This is a genomic window from Nitrospira sp. Ecomares 2.1 (genome assembly GCF_965152585.1).
This window is the reverse complement of the sequence record NZ_OZ224219.1, coordinates 264922-286523: the sequence shown is the minus strand read 5'-3', so window position 1 is coordinate 286523 and position 21602 is coordinate 264922. Positions and strand designations below refer to the sequence as shown.

Annotated in this window: 20 protein-coding genes; 10 read left to right on the top strand and 10 right to left on the bottom strand. The window is 50.0% G+C overall.

Annotated elements, in window-relative coordinates; translation table 11 throughout:
• Positions 1-628: 628 nt before the first annotated feature.
• The 3 genes from ACWHYD_RS01320 (at position 629) to ACWHYD_RS01310 (ending at position 4578) form a co-directional block, all read left to right on the top strand.
• Entirely contained in the window at positions 629-2146 is a 1518-nt protein-coding gene (locus ACWHYD_RS01320) for a CUAEP/CCAEP-tail radical SAM (seleno)protein (RefSeq protein WP_447964145.1), read from the top strand.
• A gap of 301 nt (positions 2147-2447) precedes the next feature.
• Positions 2448-3146 (top strand): DUF169 domain-containing protein, encoded by a 699-nt coding sequence (locus ACWHYD_RS01315; protein WP_447964144.1) that lies wholly within the window; start codon positions 2448-2450, stop codon positions 3144-3146.
• Positions 3147-3288: 142 nt separating this feature from the next.
• Positions 3289-4578 (top strand): ATP-grasp domain-containing protein, encoded by a 1290-nt coding sequence (locus tag ACWHYD_RS01310; protein WP_447964143.1) that lies wholly within the window; start codon positions 3289-3291, stop codon positions 4576-4578.
• A gap of 35 nt (positions 4579-4613) precedes the next feature.
• On the opposite strand, the gene ACWHYD_RS01305 is transcribed toward ACWHYD_RS01310, so the two are convergent.
• Together ACWHYD_RS01305 and ACWHYD_RS01300 are read right to left on the bottom strand one after the other, a co-directional pair.
• Positions 4614-5048, bottom strand: coding sequence for a hypothetical protein (locus ACWHYD_RS01305; RefSeq protein WP_447964142.1), 435 nt, complete (start codon positions 5046-5048; stop codon positions 4614-4616).
• 252 nt (positions 5049-5300) lie between these two features.
• A complete protein-coding gene (locus tag ACWHYD_RS01300) occupies positions 5301-5702 on the bottom strand; it encodes a response regulator (protein WP_447964141.1) in 402 nt (133 codons plus the stop codon).
• Positions 5703-6455: 753 nt separating this feature from the next.
• Here ACWHYD_RS01300 and ACWHYD_RS01295 point away from each other — a divergent pair.
• Positions 6456-6677, top strand: a complete 222-nt coding sequence (locus ACWHYD_RS01295; protein ID WP_447964140.1) for a hypothetical protein — start codon at positions 6456-6458, stop codon at positions 6675-6677.
• A 402-nt stretch (positions 6678-7079) separates the two neighbouring features.
• On the opposite strand, the gene ACWHYD_RS01290 is transcribed toward ACWHYD_RS01295, so the two are convergent.
• A complete protein-coding gene (locus tag ACWHYD_RS01290) occupies positions 7080-7823 on the bottom strand; it encodes a hypothetical protein (protein WP_447964139.1) in 744 nt (247 codons plus the stop codon).
• Between the two features lie 550 nt (positions 7824-8373).
• On the opposite strand from ACWHYD_RS01290, the gene ACWHYD_RS01285 reads away from it, so the two are divergent.
• From ACWHYD_RS01285 to ACWHYD_RS01275, 3 genes are all read left to right on the top strand, one after another.
• A complete protein-coding gene (locus ACWHYD_RS01285) occupies positions 8374-9315 on the top strand; it encodes a glutathione S-transferase family protein (protein ID WP_447965803.1) in 942 nt (313 codons plus the stop codon).
• A 651-nt stretch (positions 9316-9966) separates the two neighbouring features.
• Positions 9967-10806, top strand: a complete 840-nt coding sequence (locus ACWHYD_RS01280) for an aldo/keto reductase family protein (protein WP_447964138.1) — start codon at positions 9967-9969, stop codon at positions 10804-10806.
• Between the two features lie 27 nt (positions 10807-10833).
• Positions 10834-11757 carry a DNA ligase gene (locus ACWHYD_RS01275; RefSeq protein ID WP_447964137.1) on the top strand — a complete coding sequence of 308 codons (924 nt, stop codon included), beginning with the start codon at positions 10834-10836 and terminating at the stop codon, positions 11755-11757.
• 183 nt (positions 11758-11940) lie between these two features.
• On the opposite strand, the gene ACWHYD_RS01270 is transcribed toward ACWHYD_RS01275, so the two are convergent.
• Both ACWHYD_RS01270 and ACWHYD_RS01265 read right to left on the bottom strand, forming a co-directional pair.
• Complete coding sequence (locus ACWHYD_RS01270; protein WP_447964136.1) at positions 11941-12603, bottom strand: hypothetical protein; 663 nt, start codon at positions 12601-12603, stop codon at positions 11941-11943.
• A 269-nt stretch (positions 12604-12872) separates the two neighbouring features.
• A complete protein-coding gene (locus ACWHYD_RS01265) occupies positions 12873-13322 on the bottom strand; it encodes a tetratricopeptide repeat protein (protein ID WP_447964135.1) in 450 nt (149 codons plus the stop codon).
• A gap of 610 nt (positions 13323-13932) precedes the next feature.
• Between ACWHYD_RS01265 and ACWHYD_RS01260 the strand changes: the two genes are divergently transcribed.
• Both ACWHYD_RS01260 and ACWHYD_RS01255 read left to right on the top strand, forming a co-directional pair.
• A complete protein-coding gene (locus ACWHYD_RS01260) occupies positions 13933-14394 on the top strand; it encodes an Hsp20/alpha crystallin family protein (protein WP_447964134.1) in 462 nt (153 codons plus the stop codon).
• A 60-nt stretch (positions 14395-14454) separates the two neighbouring features.
• Entirely contained in the window at positions 14455-14862 is a 408-nt protein-coding gene (locus ACWHYD_RS01255; protein WP_447964133.1) for an Hsp20/alpha crystallin family protein, read from the top strand.
• A gap of 213 nt (positions 14863-15075) precedes the next feature.
• Here the strand turns inward: ACWHYD_RS01255 and ACWHYD_RS01250 are convergent, their stop codons facing one another.
• Both ACWHYD_RS01250 and ACWHYD_RS01245 read right to left on the bottom strand, forming a co-directional pair.
• Entirely contained in the window at positions 15076-15351 is a 276-nt protein-coding gene (locus tag ACWHYD_RS01250; protein ID WP_447964132.1) for a MoaD/ThiS family protein, read from the bottom strand.
• A gap of 85 nt (positions 15352-15436) precedes the next feature.
• Positions 15437-16159, bottom strand: coding sequence for a cyclase family protein (locus tag ACWHYD_RS01245; RefSeq protein ID WP_447964131.1), 723 nt, complete (start codon positions 16157-16159; stop codon positions 15437-15439).
• A 246-nt stretch (positions 16160-16405) separates the two neighbouring features.
• Between ACWHYD_RS01245 and ACWHYD_RS01240 the strand changes: the two genes are divergently transcribed.
• Positions 16406-16654, top strand: a complete 249-nt coding sequence (locus ACWHYD_RS01240; protein WP_447964130.1) for a YHS domain-containing protein — start codon at positions 16406-16408, stop codon at positions 16652-16654.
• Positions 16655-16697: 43 nt separating this feature from the next.
• Here ACWHYD_RS01240 and arsS read toward each other — a convergent pair whose 3' ends face one another.
• The 3 genes from arsS to ACWHYD_RS01225 all read right to left on the bottom strand — a co-directional run bounded on the left by arsS (position 16698) and on the right by ACWHYD_RS01225 (position 21601).
• Entirely contained in the window at positions 16698-17708 is a 1011-nt protein-coding gene (gene arsS / locus ACWHYD_RS01235) for an arsenosugar biosynthesis radical SAM (seleno)protein ArsS (RefSeq protein ID WP_447965802.1), read from the bottom strand.
• A gap of 51 nt (positions 17709-17759) precedes the next feature.
• Complete coding sequence (locus ACWHYD_RS01230; RefSeq protein ID WP_447964129.1) at positions 17760-18965, bottom strand: methyltransferase domain-containing protein; 1206 nt, start codon at positions 18963-18965, stop codon at positions 17760-17762.
• 1148 nt (positions 18966-20113) lie between these two features.
• A complete protein-coding gene (locus ACWHYD_RS01225; RefSeq protein WP_447964128.1) occupies positions 20114-21601 on the bottom strand; it encodes an NADH-quinone oxidoreductase subunit N in 1488 nt (495 codons plus the stop codon).
• Position 21602: the final 1 nt, after the last annotated feature.

The window sequence follows — 21602 nt, the reverse complement described above, 5'->3', positions numbered from 1 at the left end:
CCTTAGATTTCATAAGATAAATGAGAGACGTTATCCCTACCCACTGTCCTCCATGGAGGTTGGAACTATGAAATACTCACAAACGTTAGGGAAAATCATACAATCTGAAGATTGGAACTATCCGATGGACTAAAAAAACTCCTGCAAACATCAACCCAGAACAAGAATTTGCTGAATAATTGATTTATAGCCGGTGGGAACCAAGTAGAAAGTTATAAAACCAATTCATAACTCCATCCTGTTTATAGCTAGCAAATCCGTTAGTGAGAATCTCCAGAACAAACGATCACCCACTACTTGCGTTGTTGGTATCTGAGGGAACAACACCAAACCCTTAAGGTTGGCAGTTAGAGAATCCTTTATGCCGAGTCCACCTCCATTCCAAAAACGAAAACCGCGGCTCCCAATAGAGGACGCGGCCCCTTTGTTGCTCTGGACTGGCAGAGAAAGTCTCCACACCTTTTTGTTCGATCACAACACTCAACAAGTTTGGCCTCAGGACATGACCGAGCCAAGGCACGGTTTTGGCCTTTAGATTTTATCCCCAGTGCCCACAGAGACCTCATTTGCGCCAACTCCCAGGCGTGTGCTACCAGTGACATCTCACCACGGAAGGCAGCAATGGAACATGGAACCCGTTACCGAACCTACAAAAGAACGATTGTTGCTCAGGCCCCCGGGCGCGATCATGTTTGTCTCATGTTATGAATTGGGTCACCAACCTCTTGGCATCGCCCAGCCGATGGGATTTCTGGAGCAAGTCGGATTTTCGCCGGTTGGCCTGGACATCGCCATTGAAACCATTGATGAACCGGCTCTCAGGCTCGCCAAATTTGTCGGTATTTCCGTACCCATGCACACCGCCCTCAGGCTTGGGGTGCGCGTAGCCGAGCTGATTCGCGAAAAAAATCCAGACTGCCACATCTGTTTCTATGGCCTGTACGCCTCGATTAATGCGGAATATTTACTCCAGGAGTTGGCCGATACTGTGGTGGGCGGAGAATATGAGATCCCGCTCCGATCACTCATTGAGGCACTCGATCGAGATCAGACGATTAACCATCTCGAGGGAGTGAGCTCTCCGAATCGGGTCGTTGCTCCCTATTTGAAGCGACCCTACTCAACCACTTCAACGACATCCCAACCAATCCCAAGTCGGACAGGACTCCCGATGTTGGACCAATATGCCCAGCTCGAAGAGAACGGGACAGAACGATTAGTCGGATACGTCGAGACCAGTCGTGGATGCCTCCATCTCTGTCTTCATTGCCCCATCGTGCCGGTCTATGAAGGGCGATTCTTCCTTGTCCCGGAGGCCGTCGTCCTCGAGGACATTCGGCATCAAGTACATGCAGGCGCCACGCATATCACTTTCGGCGATCCTGATTTTTTAAACGGACCGGGGCATTCCCTCAGCATTGTTCGTAGGATGCATGAGGAGTTTCCGCAACTGACCTTTGATTTCACCGCGAAGATCGAACACCTCTTGAAGCACCGTGCTCTGATGCCGGATTTTGAAGCACAGGGGTGCCTGTTCATCATCTCCGCTGTGGAGTCGTTCAGTGACCATGTTTTGGAACAATTGCATAAGGGGCATACAGGAGCTGATATCATCACAGCGCTCGCCATTCTGCGCGAAGCCGGCATCACGCTTCGCCCGTCGCTCGTGGCTTTCACGCCCTGGACCAGCCTGGACGATTACCTCCATATGTTGGACATGGTGGAAGACCACGATCTTATCGACGCGACCGACCCGGTGCAGTTGAGCATTCGTCTCTTGGTGCCTCCCGGCTCGGCTCTTCTCGCCAAGTCTGACATTCAGAGGTTTCTCGGTCCACTGGATCAGGCCAGCTTTCAGTATCCATGGACGCATTCGGATGACCGGATGGATCAACTACATCAGGCGGTAAGTGCAATCGTGGAAGCGAGTGCCAAGGAAGAGGAAGATGCGATGGTCACCTTTGATCGTATTCGAGCGAATGCTGATAAGCTAGCCGGGTGGCCCGTTGAGACCTCAACTCGGACACGGGTGAGCAGGCCTGATCGTCCGAAGCCGCCCCGGTTAACGGAATCATGGTTCTGCTGCGCTGAGCCGACGACCCAGCAATTTAAACCGTTACTGACAAAGGGGCATGGGGAAATCTAGCAGCCTGTGAGAAAACGATGTGGGCTCGCTGAAACCTCGGTAGTCCGCGAATGTGGCACAATAGAAAAATGCTCCCGCAGGATAATCAAAATAGCCGTCAAGTCCTGTCCTGAGGCCCTCGAAAGGAAAGCCGCAGCAAATGAAGGCCCGAGGCAGACCCTCTACGTTGAGGGTCTGAACGAAGCGACCTGCCTGCGCGAAGCTGTTCCAGCGGAGGCAGGGATCGACGCTGGCGGATTTTTCAGCATCCTGCAACAATGGCTGGGTAGAGTCACATATAGAGTTGAGAAGGGGATGAGACGTGGAAGCTGAACTCAAAACACAAGGCACGAAGATTCAGGAACTTTTAGGATTGAAGGTCCCGGCAGTGGCCATCGCATTTCGGGACACGGCACCTGCGGGCATTCCACGGGTCACCACTCCTGCACCCGCAGGATGCGGCTATTGGAAGCTCGCGGCTGAGGGCCGGACCTTCTATACGGAAGGATCCGATCACTTTGGTTGTCCGGTCGGAGCCCATACCCACGGTGTGGAGCTGCCACCCCAGGTCGCAACGGAGCTGAATGGTCTGGTCAAGACGATGGTAGACATGCAGTACCTGACGATGAAAGAAATTCCGATGATCCCGCATCGAGAGGAGACCTTTCACGTGGCCGTTTATGCGCCACTCACCCAGGCCACGTTCACTCCGGACGTGGTGCTGGTTCGAGGGACCGTCAAGCAGCTGATGCTTCTGGCAGAAGCGACACAGGCAGCGGGTGTACCCGGCGGAAGTGCGACCATGGGAAGGCCGACCTGCGCCGTGCTGCCGGAATCACTGCAATCGGGACATGCGGCAACCAGTTTTGGTTGTATTGGAAACCGCGTCTATACCGGACTCGGGGATGACGAGGGCTATTACGCCATTCCCGGTGCCAGGGTGCCCGACGTCGTGAGTAAGTTGGCAGTCATCACCGAGGCCAATCGTCAGTTGGAAGCATTTCATCGATCACGCTTGTAAAGAGACCCTCAAACTGCCCACCAACAGGAAGTGGCAAAACCTTAGAACCGCTTAATCCTACCCTCTCTCCTGATATGTTGAGGATTTGACGATGCAAGCACGAAGCTCGCGAAACTTTGCACCCTCCTTTTAAGAAGTCACGATGCCAAGACTCCTCCTGCTCTTGCCGACCACCACTTATCGAGCAGAGGCGTTTCTCGAAGCCGCCCGGCGGGTGCAGGTATCTGTAACCATTGGGACAGAGCGGGCTCCGGAAAGCCTTCTGGTCGCGTCGGAGAACGTGTTGCTACTCGATGTTCGCCATCCACAGGCAGCCGCCAGGACCGTGATTGAATTCGTCCAACATCACCCGATCGATGCAGTGATTGGAGTCGACGACGTCACCGCTGTCACCGCTGCTGCCATCGCGGAAGCAGTCGGATTACCCCATAACTCTGTCGCGTCCGTCACCGCCGCCAGAAACAAACGGCAGATGCGGGAATTATTGTCCCGACAGGGCATTCCTGTTCCTTCCCATAAGGTATTCCCCCTCGACGGTGATTCAGGAGTTTTCGCAAAGGAAGTGGTCTATCCCTGCGTCGTAAAACCTCTCATTCTTTCGGCCAGTTGTGGGGTAATTCGTGCCAATGACGAACAGGATTTTGAGAATGCATTCCGTCGGGTGGGCACCCTCCTGACCAATTTGAATCTGGCAGCAGTGGACGAGCAGGCCCGTTGGATCCTCGTGGAAGATTTTGTGCCGGGAATCGAAGTGGCGTTGGAAGGTTTGCTCACAAAGGGAGTCTTCCAGCCCCTGGCGATGTTCGATAAGCCTGATCCGCTCGATGGACCCTATTTTGAAGAGACACTCTATATCACACCTTCCCGTCTCTCCTCCGATCGACAACAACAAGTTGTGGACTGCGCAGATCGAACGGCAAAGGCACTCGGACTATGGGAAGGGCCGGTGCATGGGGAGTTCCGCTTGAATGAAAACGGGGTATGGGTCATTGAGATGGCGGCACGAGCCATTGGCGGGCGATGTTCCAGAACGCTGGACTTTTCGGCAGGGATATCGCTCGAAGAACTGATCCTTCGTCATGCACTCCGGATGCCGATTCCTCCTCTTCTCCGGCAACAGCAGGCGGCAGGCGTGATGATGCTTCCAATTCCGTATAGCGGGATGCTGCATGAAGTGAGAGGGCAGGCTGAAGCCAGGGCGGTACCAGGAATTATCGAACTGACGATAACGGCAGAGCCAGGAGAATTACTCATTCCCCTTCCGGAAGGCACACGCTACTTGGGCTTCCTTTTAGCACGTGGCAAGACACCGGAGGATGTGGAGCGTTCGCTTCGTAAGGCCCACCAACGATTGACGGTCGTCATAAGCGCCTCACCACCGACAACCGACAGATCACCTTCATCACCTCACTCAAAAGCCATGAGATTTTGAATGCAACCAACCAGGATCCGCCAACCTAGCGTTCTCTAGGTTGGCTTCTTCTTCACCTCTGAGGTCATGCTCCGCGACCATTCATCCAGGCTCTTCCCTTGTGCCGGCACGTCAGGGAGCCCGGTCATATCGTGCACCCATGCGCCCTTCACGGTCTCACTCTCGTCGGCCATGGACTTCTTGATGGCCTCAACCTCCTTGTCGAACCGTTCGGGGGCTTGCTCAAGAATACGCCTGATTTTCCACTTCGTGGTCGGCTTACCTTCTGCATCCAAGTCACAGGCATAGTGGACGATATCCACCTTTCCGGTCTCAAGGATCCTGGACAACATCCGATAGGTCACGCCCGTACTCGACTGAATAAGCGCGGCCTTATAGAGACGCTGACATTTGTCCGGATCCACATCTAACGCCGTGAGATCCTCCATGACCTTGGCGGCAACTGCTGGCGACGTATCAACTTCTCCCATAGTCGTATTCCTTCCTGCAAGGGTTTAAGCCTGATGGCAAAACACCAGTCTTGAACCTACCAGACAATTCTGAAACAGGGCAAGACGAAGGCCAATTGGTGACTGCAGATAGGCTGCCTGCGATGCGAAAAATTGAATTAAAGGAATAAACCGGAGCTACTTGGCAAGGTACGAATGGGGAAGGGCAAACTCAGATATGGTGGGCACCGGGCAAGGAAGATTTAAACGAATAAGCCCCCCAACCAGCCTATTTCATTTCTTGTTAGTACCAGCGGGGATATAAGAGGCGGCATATTCCTCAACTGCATACTTTAAAAATACCTGTCTACAAGTTTGCTGGAGAGATTGGAGATGAGGTGGCTTTAAAATGAAGCCCTGGGCGCCTTCCATCAACAATTGAGATTGGATTCGTTCGTCCGACTCACCTAACATCATTAGCACTGGCATCCGATACCCCAACCAGCGTAATTCACTAAGCATGGTCCTCCCATCCATAATGGGCATGTTCATATCTACAAGCATTCCATCCACCGGACGCCGACCCGCCAGAACCAAAGCTTCCCATCCATTCCTTGCCGTAACGATTTCGTATCCCCATTCACCCAGCGCCTCTTTCAACATTTCCGTTGCCGCAGAATCATTCCCCACAATCATTAAACATTGACAATTTTCTTTTGTATTCCATTGAGATTTAGACTTCCTCGAAGATGCGATTTCCGATTTAATCCGAGGGGCTGCCAGTGTGGGACAAAAGGAAAATTGCTCCATGAGTAGCCTCGCTTTCCAAAGAGTTTCGAAATTAAACCCGGCACTTGTTAACGTACTAATAAGGGTAAATTTCAGAAAGTGGTACTCTATAAAACCCTGGGTTTTTCAAAATCATGTTCAATGCCATCTCTTTCTTCTAAAAGACCTCAAGGGCAGCCTCGTAGATCTAGTCAATTTGAGGGGCCAAAATATCCTGGTGTGCCTAAGAAAAATATATGTCTTACATTTTAGTGTCTCTTAACCGTGCACTCTCATCATAGTCTGTTTCAGCTCCAATTGAAGGATCTCTGGACTACAAAAACTGTCTGCCGGTTTTAGGCTGAAAATAGGATTGGAATTAAGCATGCTATTCTTAAAATTTGGTGGCGTCAGTCTGCTCTTGTGGCTCAGTTCCGCTGAGGCGGGTTGGAGCGCGACGATTGTCGAAAGGGATGTGATTGCTCACTGGTCCGGCAAAGGCAACATGTTTGAAATGGAAAACTACCGGAAAATTTTTTCATGGAGAGGTAAACGGCATTCTTGAAGAGCGGGCTCCTTTGCGAGCATCGCAAGGGCTCTTCAATCAGGCACAGATCTGTTGCCAGGTGTCGATGAATATCGACCCAAACCAAAGCCCGTGATTCCTTTGGAACGTGCACGATGACGATCCCCGACACACACGCAGTCATACATTCCCGGTGGGCCTGCAAGAGCCTGGCGGAGACTTGCAACGGAGAATTCACCTGGATGTGGGGGACCTGCCGGTTCAGCGGAATTTCCGGCACCACACCGTTTCAGTCCCGTATGGAAATCGGGGTAACCGAATCAGGAGCCATACACGGTGAGGCCACATGGCCGGAATTCACCTATCAATTACGCTGACACACCGACCTCAGCATTTTCTGAAACCATTGCCTCACAGTGCAGCCTTCAATTACCTTTGTGACCGGTCTTCTGGGAATCAATGGCAGGGGCATCCTCGGATCTGAAAATCCATGGGCCTTCATCATGGTCTGTGTCACCTTAACCTCGGCGGGACTGTTTAACGGCGCTTCTCATACCGATTTCGTGCTGGGAAGTGGGCTGAAATGGAAGTATGAGGAAAAAAATGGGAGCCTGAATACTCCAAACTTAAAAGGAGACAACCAAGATCAACGAAATACATAAGGCCAACTTGGCGACGCACGATCGACTATAAACAATCTCATACGCTGTGGCATCTGCCTAATTCGGAATGTCACAAAAAGGCTTCTGACTCCTTTAATTATCCTCATATGAGTAAACTTAAGTGTCCATTTTAGGATGTTTGATTTGCCCTTCATTATTAGCAATAATTTCAAAAAGAGTATCGAAGCATATATCGAGCATTTTTTTTACTTGTCCGTTGTTAGCTTTAATTATTTGCTTATATTTTCTCCTTGTAATTCCATAATGTTCTTTGAAAAGATTCCCTAAACTTTTCAATTTTTTCCCACTATGTTCTGTTAAAAATTCTTGAGTCTTCAGTCTATCCAAGTCTTCGTCAGTAAACCTTGTTTGGTGTACATGTGTGCCTCTTGTCTTAATAATTCCTTTAAGGGAATCATCGACGAAGTTAGAAAGAGAGCTTGTTTTTTTCAATATTAATCCATGTCGACTGTCTTTTTTATATAGCCTTCCAATGACAGTAAAATAGCAAGCCAGCCGTTCTTTGAGAAGATATATTTCATTTAAATAGTTTTCAAAATGATAGGCCAAATACCTAGTTTGAGAAATCTTAGTGTTTCGGTATGGAAATCTTCCAATATAAGTTTCTATATCTTTAAGGAAGTAGTAAGAATCCGATATTTCGCGAAACCCATAAACCATTTTTGAAAGGAATTTCTCGGATGAAGTCTGTTTTGTAGGAAAATATTTTTGACCATTCAATCCAAAACAATGGTTTTTGAAAGCCTTCTGGTATTCAGGATTATTTATCAACCCTTCTTCATCGAGAAATTGATTGATCTGACAAGTTAACATATTCCTGTATTTTTCAAATCCGGCCATATACGACCTCAATCTACATATGTCCCCAAACCTGCCAGGAATACTGCTACATAGATTCTTAAAAAGTCCAATAGTGGCAAGTTATCAATTGTATCCAACAATAAGCTTAATGGCTGAAATAGAATGCTGAAAAGGACCCCCAAAGGAGGCTGATCCTTTAAACGCTGACCAGGAGCCGTAGGGTGATTTGCCCAATATTCTTTCTTCCGAACAGGCATATTATCCCATTTAACAGGAGAATCGAGACACAGACGTGATTGCGATCTTAGCCAAGCCACTCAATTTTTCAGATCTAATGGAGAAAGTCTCTCAGATTTAGAAATAGATGAGTTCCGTTGGAAAATCCAGGTTAATCCCATATCCCAACAGCAGCGAAAGAATATCTGGAGGGAAGGCAGACCAAAGCCAGATGAACGACATTCTCATCCATGATAGAGTGCAGGATATTTTTAGACCACCGGATGTTATTCCTTCCGATAGAGCTTTCAAGAATAGAACAACCCGGTCGGTTAGACTTTTCAATAATCATGTCGAAAGAAATGAGAATATGATGAGCAAACAACCACAATTTCCAGACGAACAATCCAGCGAGGGCGCCTTTTTGCGTCAGGGTGATGCGTTTCGGGAATGGGTGACGACGGACGGCAGTTCGAGACACCCCGCCGCGAGCGGACGATATCATCTCTATGTGTCGCTGGCCTGTCCCTGGGCTCATCGCACGATTATTGTGCGAAAGCTGAAACGGCTGGAAGACGTGATTGGCATGACGGTTGTTGATCCGATTCGGGATGACCGAGGTTGGGCATTTCGAGACGGGCCGGGTCATTCGACTGACCCCGTCAACGGGTTTCAGTTTCTGAGTGAGGCTTATCGTACGAATGATCCGGCCTATCGCGGACGCGTGACAGTGCCCGCATTGTGGGATCGTGAAACCAAACGTATCGTGAGTAATTCCGATGACGACATCATGCGGATGTTGAATACGGCCTTCAATCAGTTTACCGCCAGCAAATTAGACCTGTATCCGGTTGACCTCCGGCAGGAGATCGACCAACTGAATGACGATATTTATGAACAGGTCAATGACGGGGTCTATCGCGCCGGATTTGCGACGTCTCAACCGGCCTACGAACATGCAGTCCGGCGTCTATTTGAGATGCTGGATGCATTGGAATTGCGGTTAGCCATGCAACGATATCTTTTTTGGAAGGTCCCGGTGGAGACAGACTGGCGGTTGTTCGTGACGCTCATCCGGTTCGACGCGGTGTACCACGGACATTTCAAATGTAATATCCGGCGCATCATTGATTATCCAAATTTATTTGGCTACCTCAAAGATCTCTATCAATACGACGACGTGGCGGAGACCGTCAATATGGATCACATCAAACGACATTACTACATCACTCACGATGACATTAACCCCACGGGTATCGTTCCCCTCGGCCCCGACCAGGATCTTCGCTCTCCCCATGGCCGGGAACATCTGTAGAAAGCCGGCCGGTAACCGTGGTAAGTGATAGTGCGTCTCCCGGAATATTTGGTGCCCAGGCAGGCCAATACCCCAACACCAACGGAGGCAAATTCCACCGCCCCTTTCATTTCTCCCCAAATACTGCCTGAATACCTGAAAAATACAAGCGAAGTAGCTAGAATAGTGCCCAAAATTTTAAGTGGCACTTATGGCCACTGAACAAGGTGAATCCAAAGCGAATACGTGATTAAATCGGATCATACAAAATATATGGTGGCTCGCTCGTTCAAGCGTTCTCTGAAAGGTTCGTTTCCCACGATCCGACGCCTGCCGTCTGGCTCAAGGGCGGGACGCTCTCATCCGCTGGCGGGCCTTGTATGAGCGGAGCGAGTTGGTCCGCCCTTCTCAGGTTGGCGTCCGGGCCTTCCCATGAGGGCAGACGGGGCGTCACTGGTTTTGGGGCCTTTTGCCGAAACAAAAGGGCCTCGCCTGCCGGGGCGAAACCCGGCAACACTGAAAAGCAGATTGACACGAGAGTTGGGGACACATGTGCGAGGTTTTCCCCACCAGCGCTTGTTTTTAAGGAAACCCCAAGATGGATTTCCGATACAGGTCGTCAAGCTGTAAGGCAAGAACCATAAATTCTGAATTCAATCTGGAGGAATCTTTATGACTTTAACAGCCTATAATAATGTCCCACTTCCCTCATTGATGTATGGCACGGCGTGGAAAGAAGGCGCCACAACCCATCTGGTGCAATTGGCGGTGGGGTCGGGGTTCACAGCCATCGACACGGCCAACCAGCTCATTCATTACCGGGAAGACCTGGTGGGTGAAGCTCTGCTGGCACTCGACAAGCTGGGAGTTAAGCGGGAAACCCTGTTTTTGCAAACGAAATTTACCCCGGTGAACGGACAGGACCATCGCACTCCCTATGATGCCTCGGCCGATCTCACCACTCAGGTGCAGCAATCATTTGCCAGCTCGCTCACCCACCTCCATACCGACTATGTGAACTCGTATGTTTTGCATGGTCCGTACTCACGATTTGGGTTGGGAGATTCTGACCGTGAGGTGTGGGCGGCCATGGAGGACCTCTATCAATCCGGGAAGACCAAAATGATTGGTATCAGCAATGTCACGGCCGGACAACTCACCCAACTGTGTGAAGAGGCAAGGATCAAACCCATGGTCGTGCAGAACCGGTGTTATGCCTCCCATGGTTGGGATAGAGAAGTGAGGGGGATTTGCCAAACCCATGGCATCATTTACCAGGGCTTTTCGCTCCTGACGGCCAACAGAGGGGTGATGGCCGACCCCGATATTCGGACCATCGCTAAACGATTGGGGACGAATCCCGCGCAAGTGATTTTTTGCTTTGCCCTGCAAATTGGGATGCTCCCATTGACGGGAACGACCAGCCAACAACATATGGAAGAGGATCTTCAGGCCGAATCGTTCTCATTATTGCCTGAAGAGATCGAACTGATTGACACGATCGGCGAATAAACAAATCACCCTTCCCCGAGAGGAGGAATGAGGCAACCCTGTTTCTGGATCATCCCCACCGAACATGCGCATGATCGCTTGGGCATATCGGAGGCAGTCCGCAAGCTACAGAACTGCCTGTTGCCGGCCATCCTCCTGATCATTTTCCTTCCCCTCTCTGTCACACAAGCCGGCACGATACCCGAACTGATGTTGGCTGACATCTATCGGCAGGGTCTTACTCTCAGCCAATACCGGGTCAGCGAAAAACTCGACGGCGTCCGCGCTCGTTGGGATGGAACACATTTGATTTCGCGAGGCGGCAATGTGTTTGCGGCACCGGCATGGTTTACCAAAGGGTTTCCAGCCGTGTCCTTGGATGGAGAGTTATGGATAGGGCGAAGCCGATATGAAGAAGTATCGTCCATTGTCCGGACACAACAACCCCATGATGGATGGCGAAATGTGCGCTTGATGGTCTTTGATCTTCCGGCACATGGCGGAACATTTGCCCAACGTGTGCTCGAGATGAATCGCCTCAAGATCGAAGGCAGCGCTCCCTATTTGGGAATCATTGAACAACAGCGGATTGGGAGCGAAGAAGACTTGTTGAAATGGTTGCACACGGTGACCGATGAAGGTGGTGAGGGGTTGATGCTTCACCGGGAAACTGCGTTGTACGCCAGTGGCCGTAGTCAGGATTTGCTGAAGTTGAAATTATTCACTGATGCGGAAGCGACAGTCATTGGATATCGGCCAGGCAAGGGGCAGTTTGCCGGTCAGATTGGTTCACTCAAAGTACGCACCGATGATGGGGGCATCTTCTTTATCGGAAGCGGGCTCAGTCATGAGCAGCGGCGTCGCCCGCCACCGTTACAGAGCCGGGTCACCTTTCGTCACCAGGGATTGACCGAAAACGGCATCCCTCGCTTTCCGGTTTTTCTACGGATCCGCGACGAGGAACCCCGGTAGCCAAAGTGTTTTGCACCTTAGGGTTTTCGATATTCATGGCTTGGCTCTTCATAGATTCATGGGCTGTTCAAAATGGCCGTCCATCAAGGCCGCAAGCAGGGAGGAGAGGGAGGCGTACCGGGAAGTACGTTGAGCCCTTCGAGCAATGAGAACGCCGCTGGTGGACTTTTTCAACAGTCCCCCTCAGTACCCTTCCCGCTTTACACAGAATTTGCTTAACTCCACGCTATCCCGCTGACATGCTCTTGTCAGGAGCTGATGATGCCCAGGTGAATCGGTGACGGCGACCGAGCCCAATTGTTGGCATCGCCGAATACTGTAGATCACTGCGGCAGCCGTTTTAATCAACCCAAACCCATACTCAAACGCCAGGCTCTCCTGTTCAGGCAACCGTCTTCGGCTCATGGCTTGAAGGGTTTCAACGGTGTAAGGCACGAACTCCCTTTCTGGCTGTTGAAATGCGACCAAGAGTGCAGAGTCAGTCGGGACGGAACTTCGACCTTGGCTATCCTGGGAAAATGCCACCAACCCTCGCTGAAACCGTCGATCATCCTTCAAAGCCTCATGAAAAATCGATCGCCAAAGAGGATCGGCGAGATCTTGATTGACCGCCGCAACCATCGCCCCATTCAGCGGCCCACTGACATTATGCCCTTGGATGATTCTACCGCTCTCTAAAAGATCCGGATAATAATCCCCCATCAGGTCCGGAAACCCTGTTGCTCCCATGAACGGGGTTAATTGCAAGGCCATAAAATCCAGAAAATGGACATGGGAATAGTTCTCCAAAAGCTGATGGAGAGTCTTTTCATGACAAAGGTGAAAGGGATAATACAGCGCATCCATGGGAAGAGAGCCTCGCAAATTTCCCTCAGGGATTTTGAGGTGACTTGAAACCTGTCCTAGGAGGTGGCGTGGAAGTAGGACAACCATTCACGGCGCAATTCCGGTTTTAAGAAAAGCTAGGAACAGTTAAGACATGGTATTCTTCCCACCGGTGGAAAACATTCTACCGGGCCTCAGCACAACGTCGGACTTCAATACGGGAGCAACAGGGATGTCCGTAAACTATGACAACTCCCATGTCTTGCTGGACCTCTCTAGCCGTGAGGATTTCACCCGCCCACATGAGCCTGAAGAATTTGAGATCCGGCAATCAACGGATCAGCCGGAGCCAGTTTCAATGCCTTTTTAAAATGGTTCGTGGCATCACCGTGGTTCCCCAACTTATCCAATGCGAGCGCAAGATTGTAATGAGCTTCCGGAAGGTCAGCATTCGCGGCTATGGCCTTCGAAAAATGTTCTTGGGCCACGTCCCAATGCCCCTGCTGAAAATGGTTGACCCCTTCCTCATTTTCTGCTGCACCGGCGACACCGGCCATTGCCATCAGAGCGCCTTCAACCTGTGGAGTTTCCGCCATGCTCGGAGCTTCGGCCGGCGACATGGTTGTACTTTCCGCTTTGGGTTCCGGTTTCGTTTCTTTTCCGTATTCGCCGGAATCGCATCCACTCCAAACCAACATCATGAGGAACAGTAATCCGAGACCGAAAGACCGCTGATTCATCGTATCCTCCTTATGAAATGGTGAGCGGCCCTCCCGCAGACCGCGAAACACTCCTGAGAAAGGAATACATTCACGATTTGGATTGAACAATGTCAATAGCGGCCATATTGTTCACCCGCATGGTCGTCATGGCCCGAACGCCCATGCACCAACACAAATTCGGTTTACGCAAAGACGTTTTCCAAAAACATTCTCCCTATGTCGGCGAATAATTCCCCCTACGATCAGGACAAGTCTTTTCTTTTTCAGACAAACAGTCACGCCATTACATAGTTTTGTTATTTCTCTTCGGATTCACTAAAAGGCAGGACGGTTGAAGCGAGAGGGTTGCGGTCATGGCTTTCTTCAGGTCAATTACGCCGATTGGGCGCCCTGTGTGTTTCTCATTTTTTCCGCTTTCATTCTTGTTCCTAGCTCAATCTTGTGTACCGAACAATCTCCCACTCCTTTTACGCATTTCCCCAGAAAATTATCGTCCTACTTGACTCCCGGAATTTTGAAATTATTTTATAAGTAACATCGATGCATGTTTGACCTTCGAAGGTATCCCGACGAATTAACAACATTTGGAAGAATGGAGTACGAGAAGTTCAAAGAGGAGGGGTAAGCTATGGTCATTCGAAGATTGGAAAATTGGCCGATCAATGGATTTTCGGGCGGAGTCTCAGAGCTGGACCGGCTACGGAGAGATCTCGGGCACTTGTTCAATGGACTATCCAGGGTGAATGGTTGGGATTCTCCAGCAGGTGTCTATCCGCTTATGAATGTGTCACAGGATAGCGAAAATGTTTATGTTCGCTCGGAAGTTCCAGGCATGACGCTGGATCAACTGGAGGTGTCGGTGACAGGTCGAAATCTTACCGTCACAGGTGAGCGGGCAATTCCGGATGAGCAATCTAATGTGCGATATCATCGTCGAGAACGGGAAGCCGGGAAAATCCGACGACAGTTAACTTTACCCACAGATGTGGACAGTGAGCGAGTGCAAGCAAAATATCAACACGGTATTTTAATGGTGGTCTTGCCTAAATCTGAAAAGGCTAAACCGAAAAAAATCGCCATTACTGGATAAAGATTGAAATGGAAGTGAGGGATGGGGAAGACCCCATCCAATTCAAAGGAGGATGAACACATGACAACACAGACGCAAGATATACAAGTGCGGGATAAACGGGAAGTCAAATCGGATGCGGAACAAACAATCCCTGGTCGGGTATTTTCACCCAATGTTGACATATTTGAAGACGATCAGGCCCTGACAATTGTGGCGGATATGCCCGGAGTACCATCCGAAAATGTCTCAATTGATCTGCGTAACGATGTGCTTTCATTAAGCGGGGTGCCGTCAGTTTCTGTTCCTGAGAAAGAGGAACATGTTTTACGCGAGTACGAGACCGGGAAATATTTCCGCCAATTTACTCTTTCTGAAGTGATTGATCAGGAACATATTGAAGCCAAACTGAATAATGGAGTATTGCGAGTAACTCTGCCAAAGGTGGGGCCTGCCAAACCTCGCAAGATTCAAATCACTGAAGAGTAATCAGATTCCAACATTTGAGGGGAGCCGTTCGAATAAGGCGGCTCCCTTTTTTTGCGTACGTGATCGCTCACCGGGGATGGACGATTTTGAGCCCTTTGACACGCTGACAGGAGGTCCGCCTAAGGTCAGAAGTCCCTGCCAGAAGACTGAAGCCCATGGGGGAACCACTGGAGACTTCGGTTTGCCCAAGCCCATCAACATGGTCATCTAGAATTAGTAATGCGAGAGCGTGAGTCCGCTTTGTCCCATTCCATCGTGAGCGACAATATAGACGGCATCTCCATCGTAGACTTTAGTTTCTTCACTGGCAATTCGTTTATTCACGGTCACCATGACTTTTTTTTCTTTTAACAACTGAAAGATTTCCCGAAGGGGTTTCCCTTGTTTCCTAATCAGTTGCTTTACGGAGATGGAGTCAGCAATCTCGCATCCAAGGGCTCGCTCTCCATCAACGGTTTGCAAATCACCCATTAATGTAATTGTAACCATAGTTTCCTTTTGTTCATCATCAATAATGCCTGTGTATTTGAGAGATCGAGAACATCTTTCGTTCAGGACCTGAAATACACAGCCCCTACGGCACGGTTGCGATAATTCGAACCGGTCCTCCTGAACCGCCTTGAATCTTCATCGGGAGGGCCGTCACGCGAGCGCCTCGAGGTGGTAACCGTCCGAGTTGCGCCACATTCTCCAACGCATAAAGATTCGCTCGACCAAGAATTTGATGAACCGGAAAGTCTCGTGACTGCCCGGCATCTATGCTGGCTGTATCTATGCCAATTCCTAATATTTCCCGTTTCGTCAGCAGAAAGGTTACCGCGCCTGCAGAGAACCCTGGGAAATGGAGTGTGGTGGGATCTTCCGGGGTGGAGCTGCCAAGATATCGGACTTTGTCCGGCCAATATTGTCCAAATCCCGTAAAGAGTAACACAATGGCTTTTGGAGGGATTGGTCCGTAGGAAATTTCCCATTGGGCGATATCGTCAACCTGTAGAGTATAATCCGGGTTTGAATCCACTTGCGCTCGAATATCCAGCAGCACAGCTTCACCTGTTAACTGGCCGACGGGAATTTCATCCAGGCTCCAGCCTGATTCCGAAAAATGGATCGGCGCATCCATATGCGTCCCTCCATGTTCAGAGGCTGAGTACACCGCAGATGCATACCAATAGCCTTGTTGGGTAGGCCCCCAACTTGTTTTCTTCCAATGAAATGGCTCATTCGTAGGCCAGTACACGGTCTGCTCATTAAAGGGATAGGTCAGATCAAGGATTGTGCCCGTAAAGGGAGGGTTCATGGTGCAACCACCCGTTGCGAGAATTATGAGTATGGCTCGAATCAGCATGGACTGCGAAACCTATTGGCCCCAAATAAAGTGGACAGCAACACCAAGAAAATCCTAACAAGTTGAGAAAGGGCACAGCAATGGAAGAATGCCATGCGAATCAACACACTTAGTCCAAAAATCCGCTAACGGACTATGTGGAATCAAACCTGGAAACATGGTACAAAATGCTATCCATCTCAAAAGGCTGATCACACTATGTATAAAATTATAATCATTCTGATTTTATTAGCTGTTCTCTTCTTTATGATTCGCCGGGCGGCACGTGAATGGAGCCAGCCCAAACTAGACCCCGCCACCCCAGGCAAAGACGTGATGATTCAAGATCCCGTCTGTAAAGTGTACGTGGCTGCCGGTACGGCCATTGTGCAGGAGCGAAAAGGGAAAAATTATTATTTCTGTAGCCAGGATTGCGCCAGGCATTTCAAGCCGGAAGATGTCACGTAAAAAAGGTATTTGAAAAATCCATGTGGGGGTGCCAGGCCGGAATCTAGGTCAAGGCTCCCCCACAGGATGATCCGGATCCGGCGGTGCACCCAAGACAATGGGGCCCGACCACAATTGAACGATGTTCCCATTCCGACAGATTAAACCGGCCTATCCAGGCCTGGGAATCCGGCTGGATCGGCAAATCCAACATTTGATTGAAATCACAGTCATAGAGGCGCCCGTCCCACCCGACACTCAGCAGAGACCGACACATCAGCCCCTCGACCGCCAATGGATTAAAATTATTCAACAAGAGCGTGTAGTAATGTTCCAGTTGTCCGGCATCGTGTAATTCATCCCAGAAACGACTGATCGGCATATTGGTAATGGTATAGAGCCGGTTAAACTGAATCCCAAATTGCTGCCCCAATTCATCTTTGAAATCTTGCTCAAGTTCGACTTGAGGCGGGGGAAGGACAGGTCCCAAGGGATTATAAACCAAATCAAGCATGAGACCCGAACCGTCTGCTCCATACCCTAAGCCATTGAGAGTTTGCAGTGCGGTTATACTCCGATCAAACACGCCTTTTCCACGTTGCTGATCAACATTGTCTGCTTCATAACAAGGGAGGGAGGCGACGATGTCAACACGATGGTCTGCAAGAAATCGGGGAAGATGTGTTTTCCCCTTGACATAAAACACGGTCAAATTACAGCGGTCGATCACCCTGCAGTCTCGAGCTCGGCATTGCTCAACCAGATACTCAAAGTGTGGATTCATCTCAGGCGCCCCACCGGTGATATCGACCGTCCTGATCTGAGGAGTTCGATCGAGCACGTCCAAGATTTGATCTATGGTGGTTCGGCTCATGCTTTCCGTCCGTTGAGGGCCGGCATCAACATGGCAGTGGTGGCAGGTTTGGTTACAGACCTTCCCGACATTGACCTGAAGCGTGGAAATTACTTGGGCCTTGAGGGGAAGCGAATGATGGAGGGCCAACGCTTGCTCGAACGACGGAGCTATCCATGAAGGTTGAACCGGGGCGACCATGGGGAGAGCTGAAGTTTTCATCGTCATGATGGTCTTAATTCCTTACACACAAATGGCGACTTCACACCGTTCTTAACAACACCCCTCCGAAGTTCCGCAAATGACAGGTTCGGAATGCACCCCATCCCTGGATCGATTGATAGTTGCAAAATAGGGTTGATAAGAATCGGTCTGGAGGACCTTGTATGTTTTCGAACAAATTTCTATCGGCTCACCACATTGATACGTATGGTGGTCGTCGTCACAGACCGCTAGGAACGGTCCGGTCAATACGGCAAACTGTCCCTCCCAGACACAAGGCGCTTCGTCGGGATAGACGGCCCGCATGCGGGGATCTTGAACCGCCAGAGCCACCGGTTTCTCGTCAATAATGAACAGGTCTTGATAGGGAGCTAACGCCAATAATGCAGCCGTCCGTTCGTTGATTTGCTGAGGATGGCCTCGGGTAAATGTTGAACCCAGGTCATCGACCACTTGAGAGAACGGTCCGGTGAGGGTCGCAAAGGTTGAAAAGGGCGTTGTCGATGCCGAAGCCAGTTTATATCCGGTAAGCGTCACAGAGAGGAACTGGATCCCGTCAATCACTCTCCATGGAATGTGATTAACCAGATGAACTCCTTTGAAGCCGGCGTCCCAAAGCCCGCCCCAATAGTCTTTGATGGTGAGGGCGCCGGACAAACAATCGCCCCATTTGGCCTTGTCATAGATTAAGTAATTCGGAATGGGTTGGTCGGCAACAATATCGGAAATGGTGAACCGCCCACCAGGTCGAAGCACGCGATACATTTCCTGAAAGACCTTCCCCTTATCCGGAGCGAGATTAATGACACAATTCGAGACAATGAGATCCACCTGATCGTCATCCACCGGCATGGCGTCGGCAAAGCCCTTTCGAAAATCCACATTCGGCTCCGGATAACCCAGATTTTTGGCAACCATTGGGGCATGCGTACGGGCCAACGCCAACATTTCATCGGTCATATCAATTCCAATGACACGGCCTTGGGCCCCGACTTTCCGGGACGCTTCAAAGCAGTCGATCCCCCCCCCCGAACCAATGTCCAAAACAACTTCTCCCTGTTGAACAGTGGAAAGGCCAACCGGCGTTCCGCAGCCATAGGACACCTTCAAGACCGGTTCCGGAATAAATTGGCCCAAATCCTCATGATTATACCCGGTCGGGCAACACAGCTGCTCACCGTTGGTCACCGCTTTGGCATAGCGTTGACTGACAGTCTGCGTGATAGAATGATTTTGCTCTTCTGTTTCATTGGCCATAGTACCCTCATGAAAATTTGAGTAATCCTGTTCGTTCCTTGCATCCTCTCATCCTGGGACAAGAGCTCACACTCTGATTATCCTGTCCTGACATGCCGATAAATGTTACACATTTTAGCCAGGAAAGAGAACACAGAATGAGATGAGGAGACCGGATTTAAAAAAAATCCCCCTCCCTTGAGAAGACCAAATCAGATAAGAGAGAATAGCTGAAAGTTGGACCCACCACTTTATCTCTGAATTGGTTCAAGGAGGAGAAGGACTCCCCTGCATTTACTCATAAAATTAGGCAAAGTTTCTAGGGATTGACTGTGTCTTTACGAAGTATGTTCGAAAAACGTGTGATATAGCGAGAACGGAAATTCACTCCATGGCCCTTGTTCCCTGCCCTGAATGTCACAAAGAGGTCTCGACCGAAGCTCGGGCATGTCCTCAATGCGCTTTCCCTTCTCCTGGGAAACACGCATTGGAGGAGGAGCGTGCAGCCGGCCTACATACCTGTCCACAATGTCACGGTTTGGTCTCGCCGGACGCCCCCGCTTGCCCATATTGCCGGGTGGCACTAACGGGAGGACAGGTGCACCAGGAGGACAATGGGGAATCAATCCAGGAAACACTGGTCTGTCCGCACTGCCGAGCATCCTATATCCATACCAGAAAAGTTCCCACATCGGTAAAGACAGATGACAAGTCACAAGCTAAGACACCCTCATTCACACCAAGGAAACCGGTAGCCCCAAAAGACCCACGAGAACGTCAAGTGGAACCTCTCCGAAAAACCACAGCACTTCTAGGACCCCGAAGACCCTCTGCATTGTGGCAAGACCCATCGGGTTCACAGAAAGTCGCTCCCCCCCGTTTTCCGCGTAGCAAAAGAAATTCGATCCTCATAGGTCTAATCCTCCTGGTGATTGTGACCTTATCCGTTGTGTTCGGGGCCATTTGGCAACTCAATGGACTCAATCCCCTGGAAACCATCCTTTCCTGGCGAATGTAACTCCACCGGATTTCCATTTTCGCAATACTTCATCAATATCCTCACCCCCGACTCACATTATTTCCTCTCAAGGAGGTCATGGGGAAATATTGGAAAAGTGATTGCGCTCGTCAATCAGGGAAGGAGGAAGGCGAAAACAACACGCTAGCGATTATCCGCCGGGAAGAAGAGAGGCGGCCGCGGTGGGGCCTGCAATATTGGAGAACATGAGGGAGGCACCGACGACCCAGTCAATAAACGGGCCGGGGTACACACCCAACAGCACAGTTCCGGCAATACCGACGTACACCGCAACTTTGATCGGCATGGACGCATGAATTGGCGAAGGATCAGTGGGTTCGTTGATGTACATTTTTTTAACGACAATCAGATAGTAGTACATGGAGATGACGATATTGATCAGTCCCACAACCAGGAGCGTATACAGCTCTTCCTTCATTGCCGCAATAAATAAATAGATTTTACCGATAAACCCGGCAAGCGGAGGAACTCCAGCCAGCGATAACAGGAAGAGCAACATGGCCGCAGCCAAGAATGGGGAGCGTCGATTCAGACCATTGTAATCTTCTATTTCGTCGCTTTTCATGACCTGACTGACGGCAATGATGACCGCAAATGCTCCCAAATTCGCAAAAAGATATGTCAGGAGAAAAAACATGATCGCATCGCTGCCTTGTTTCGTCCCTGCGGCTAATCCGATCATGATATTTCCGATTTGGGCAATGCCGGAATAGGCCAACAGTCGCTTAATATTCTTTTGGGCAATGGCCACGATATTGCCGTAGGTCATCGAGAAAATGGATGCGACAACAAATAACAACGCCCACATCGGCTTGAATGAAGCCAAAGACACATAAAACATCCGGATAAGGATAGCCAATGCTGCAGCCTTCGGCGCAATGGAGAGAAAGGCCGTGACAGGAGTCGGCGCACCTTGATAGGTGTCAGGAATCCAGGCATGAAAAGGGACTGCGCCGATTTTGAATCCCAGAGCGGCAAAAATCAAAATGTAGCCAATCGCTAACCCATAACTTCCAGGAGTGCTGGTCATTTCAGAGAAAATCAAGGTCCCGGTTTCGCCATAGACCAAACTGATGCCATAGGCCAATAATCCCGCCGCAAATATCCCTAAAATGAAAAACTTGAGTCCGGCTTCCGATGAGCGTTGGTCATCTCTGAGATAGGCGACCAGCACATAAAATCCAAAAGTTGAAAATTCCAGGGTGACAAAGACGGAGAGAAGATCATTGGACGAAACCATGAACATCATGCCGAGGGCCGACATGACGACCATGACATAATACTCGCCTCGGAAAAACTTGAAGTCCTGCACAGAATCCATCGACATAAATAGAACAAGGACCGTGGCGCCCACAATAATGAGCTTAAAGACAATGGCCATCTGATCCAGCACGAACATGTTTTTAAACAAGGCGCCTGTGGTTCCGGCTTGATCAAATCCCAAAAGGATCAAACCGGTGACCGCCATCCCCGCAATACTCAGATAGGCCAATTGTTGGTGGGTCAAGCGTTTCAGCGAAAAATCCATGGCAAGAAGGAGGCTCAACCACAACGTGAGAAAGATCTCAGGCAGAAGCAGGAGCAGATCAGCGACGGAAAGGTCAAGTTGAAAGGTCATT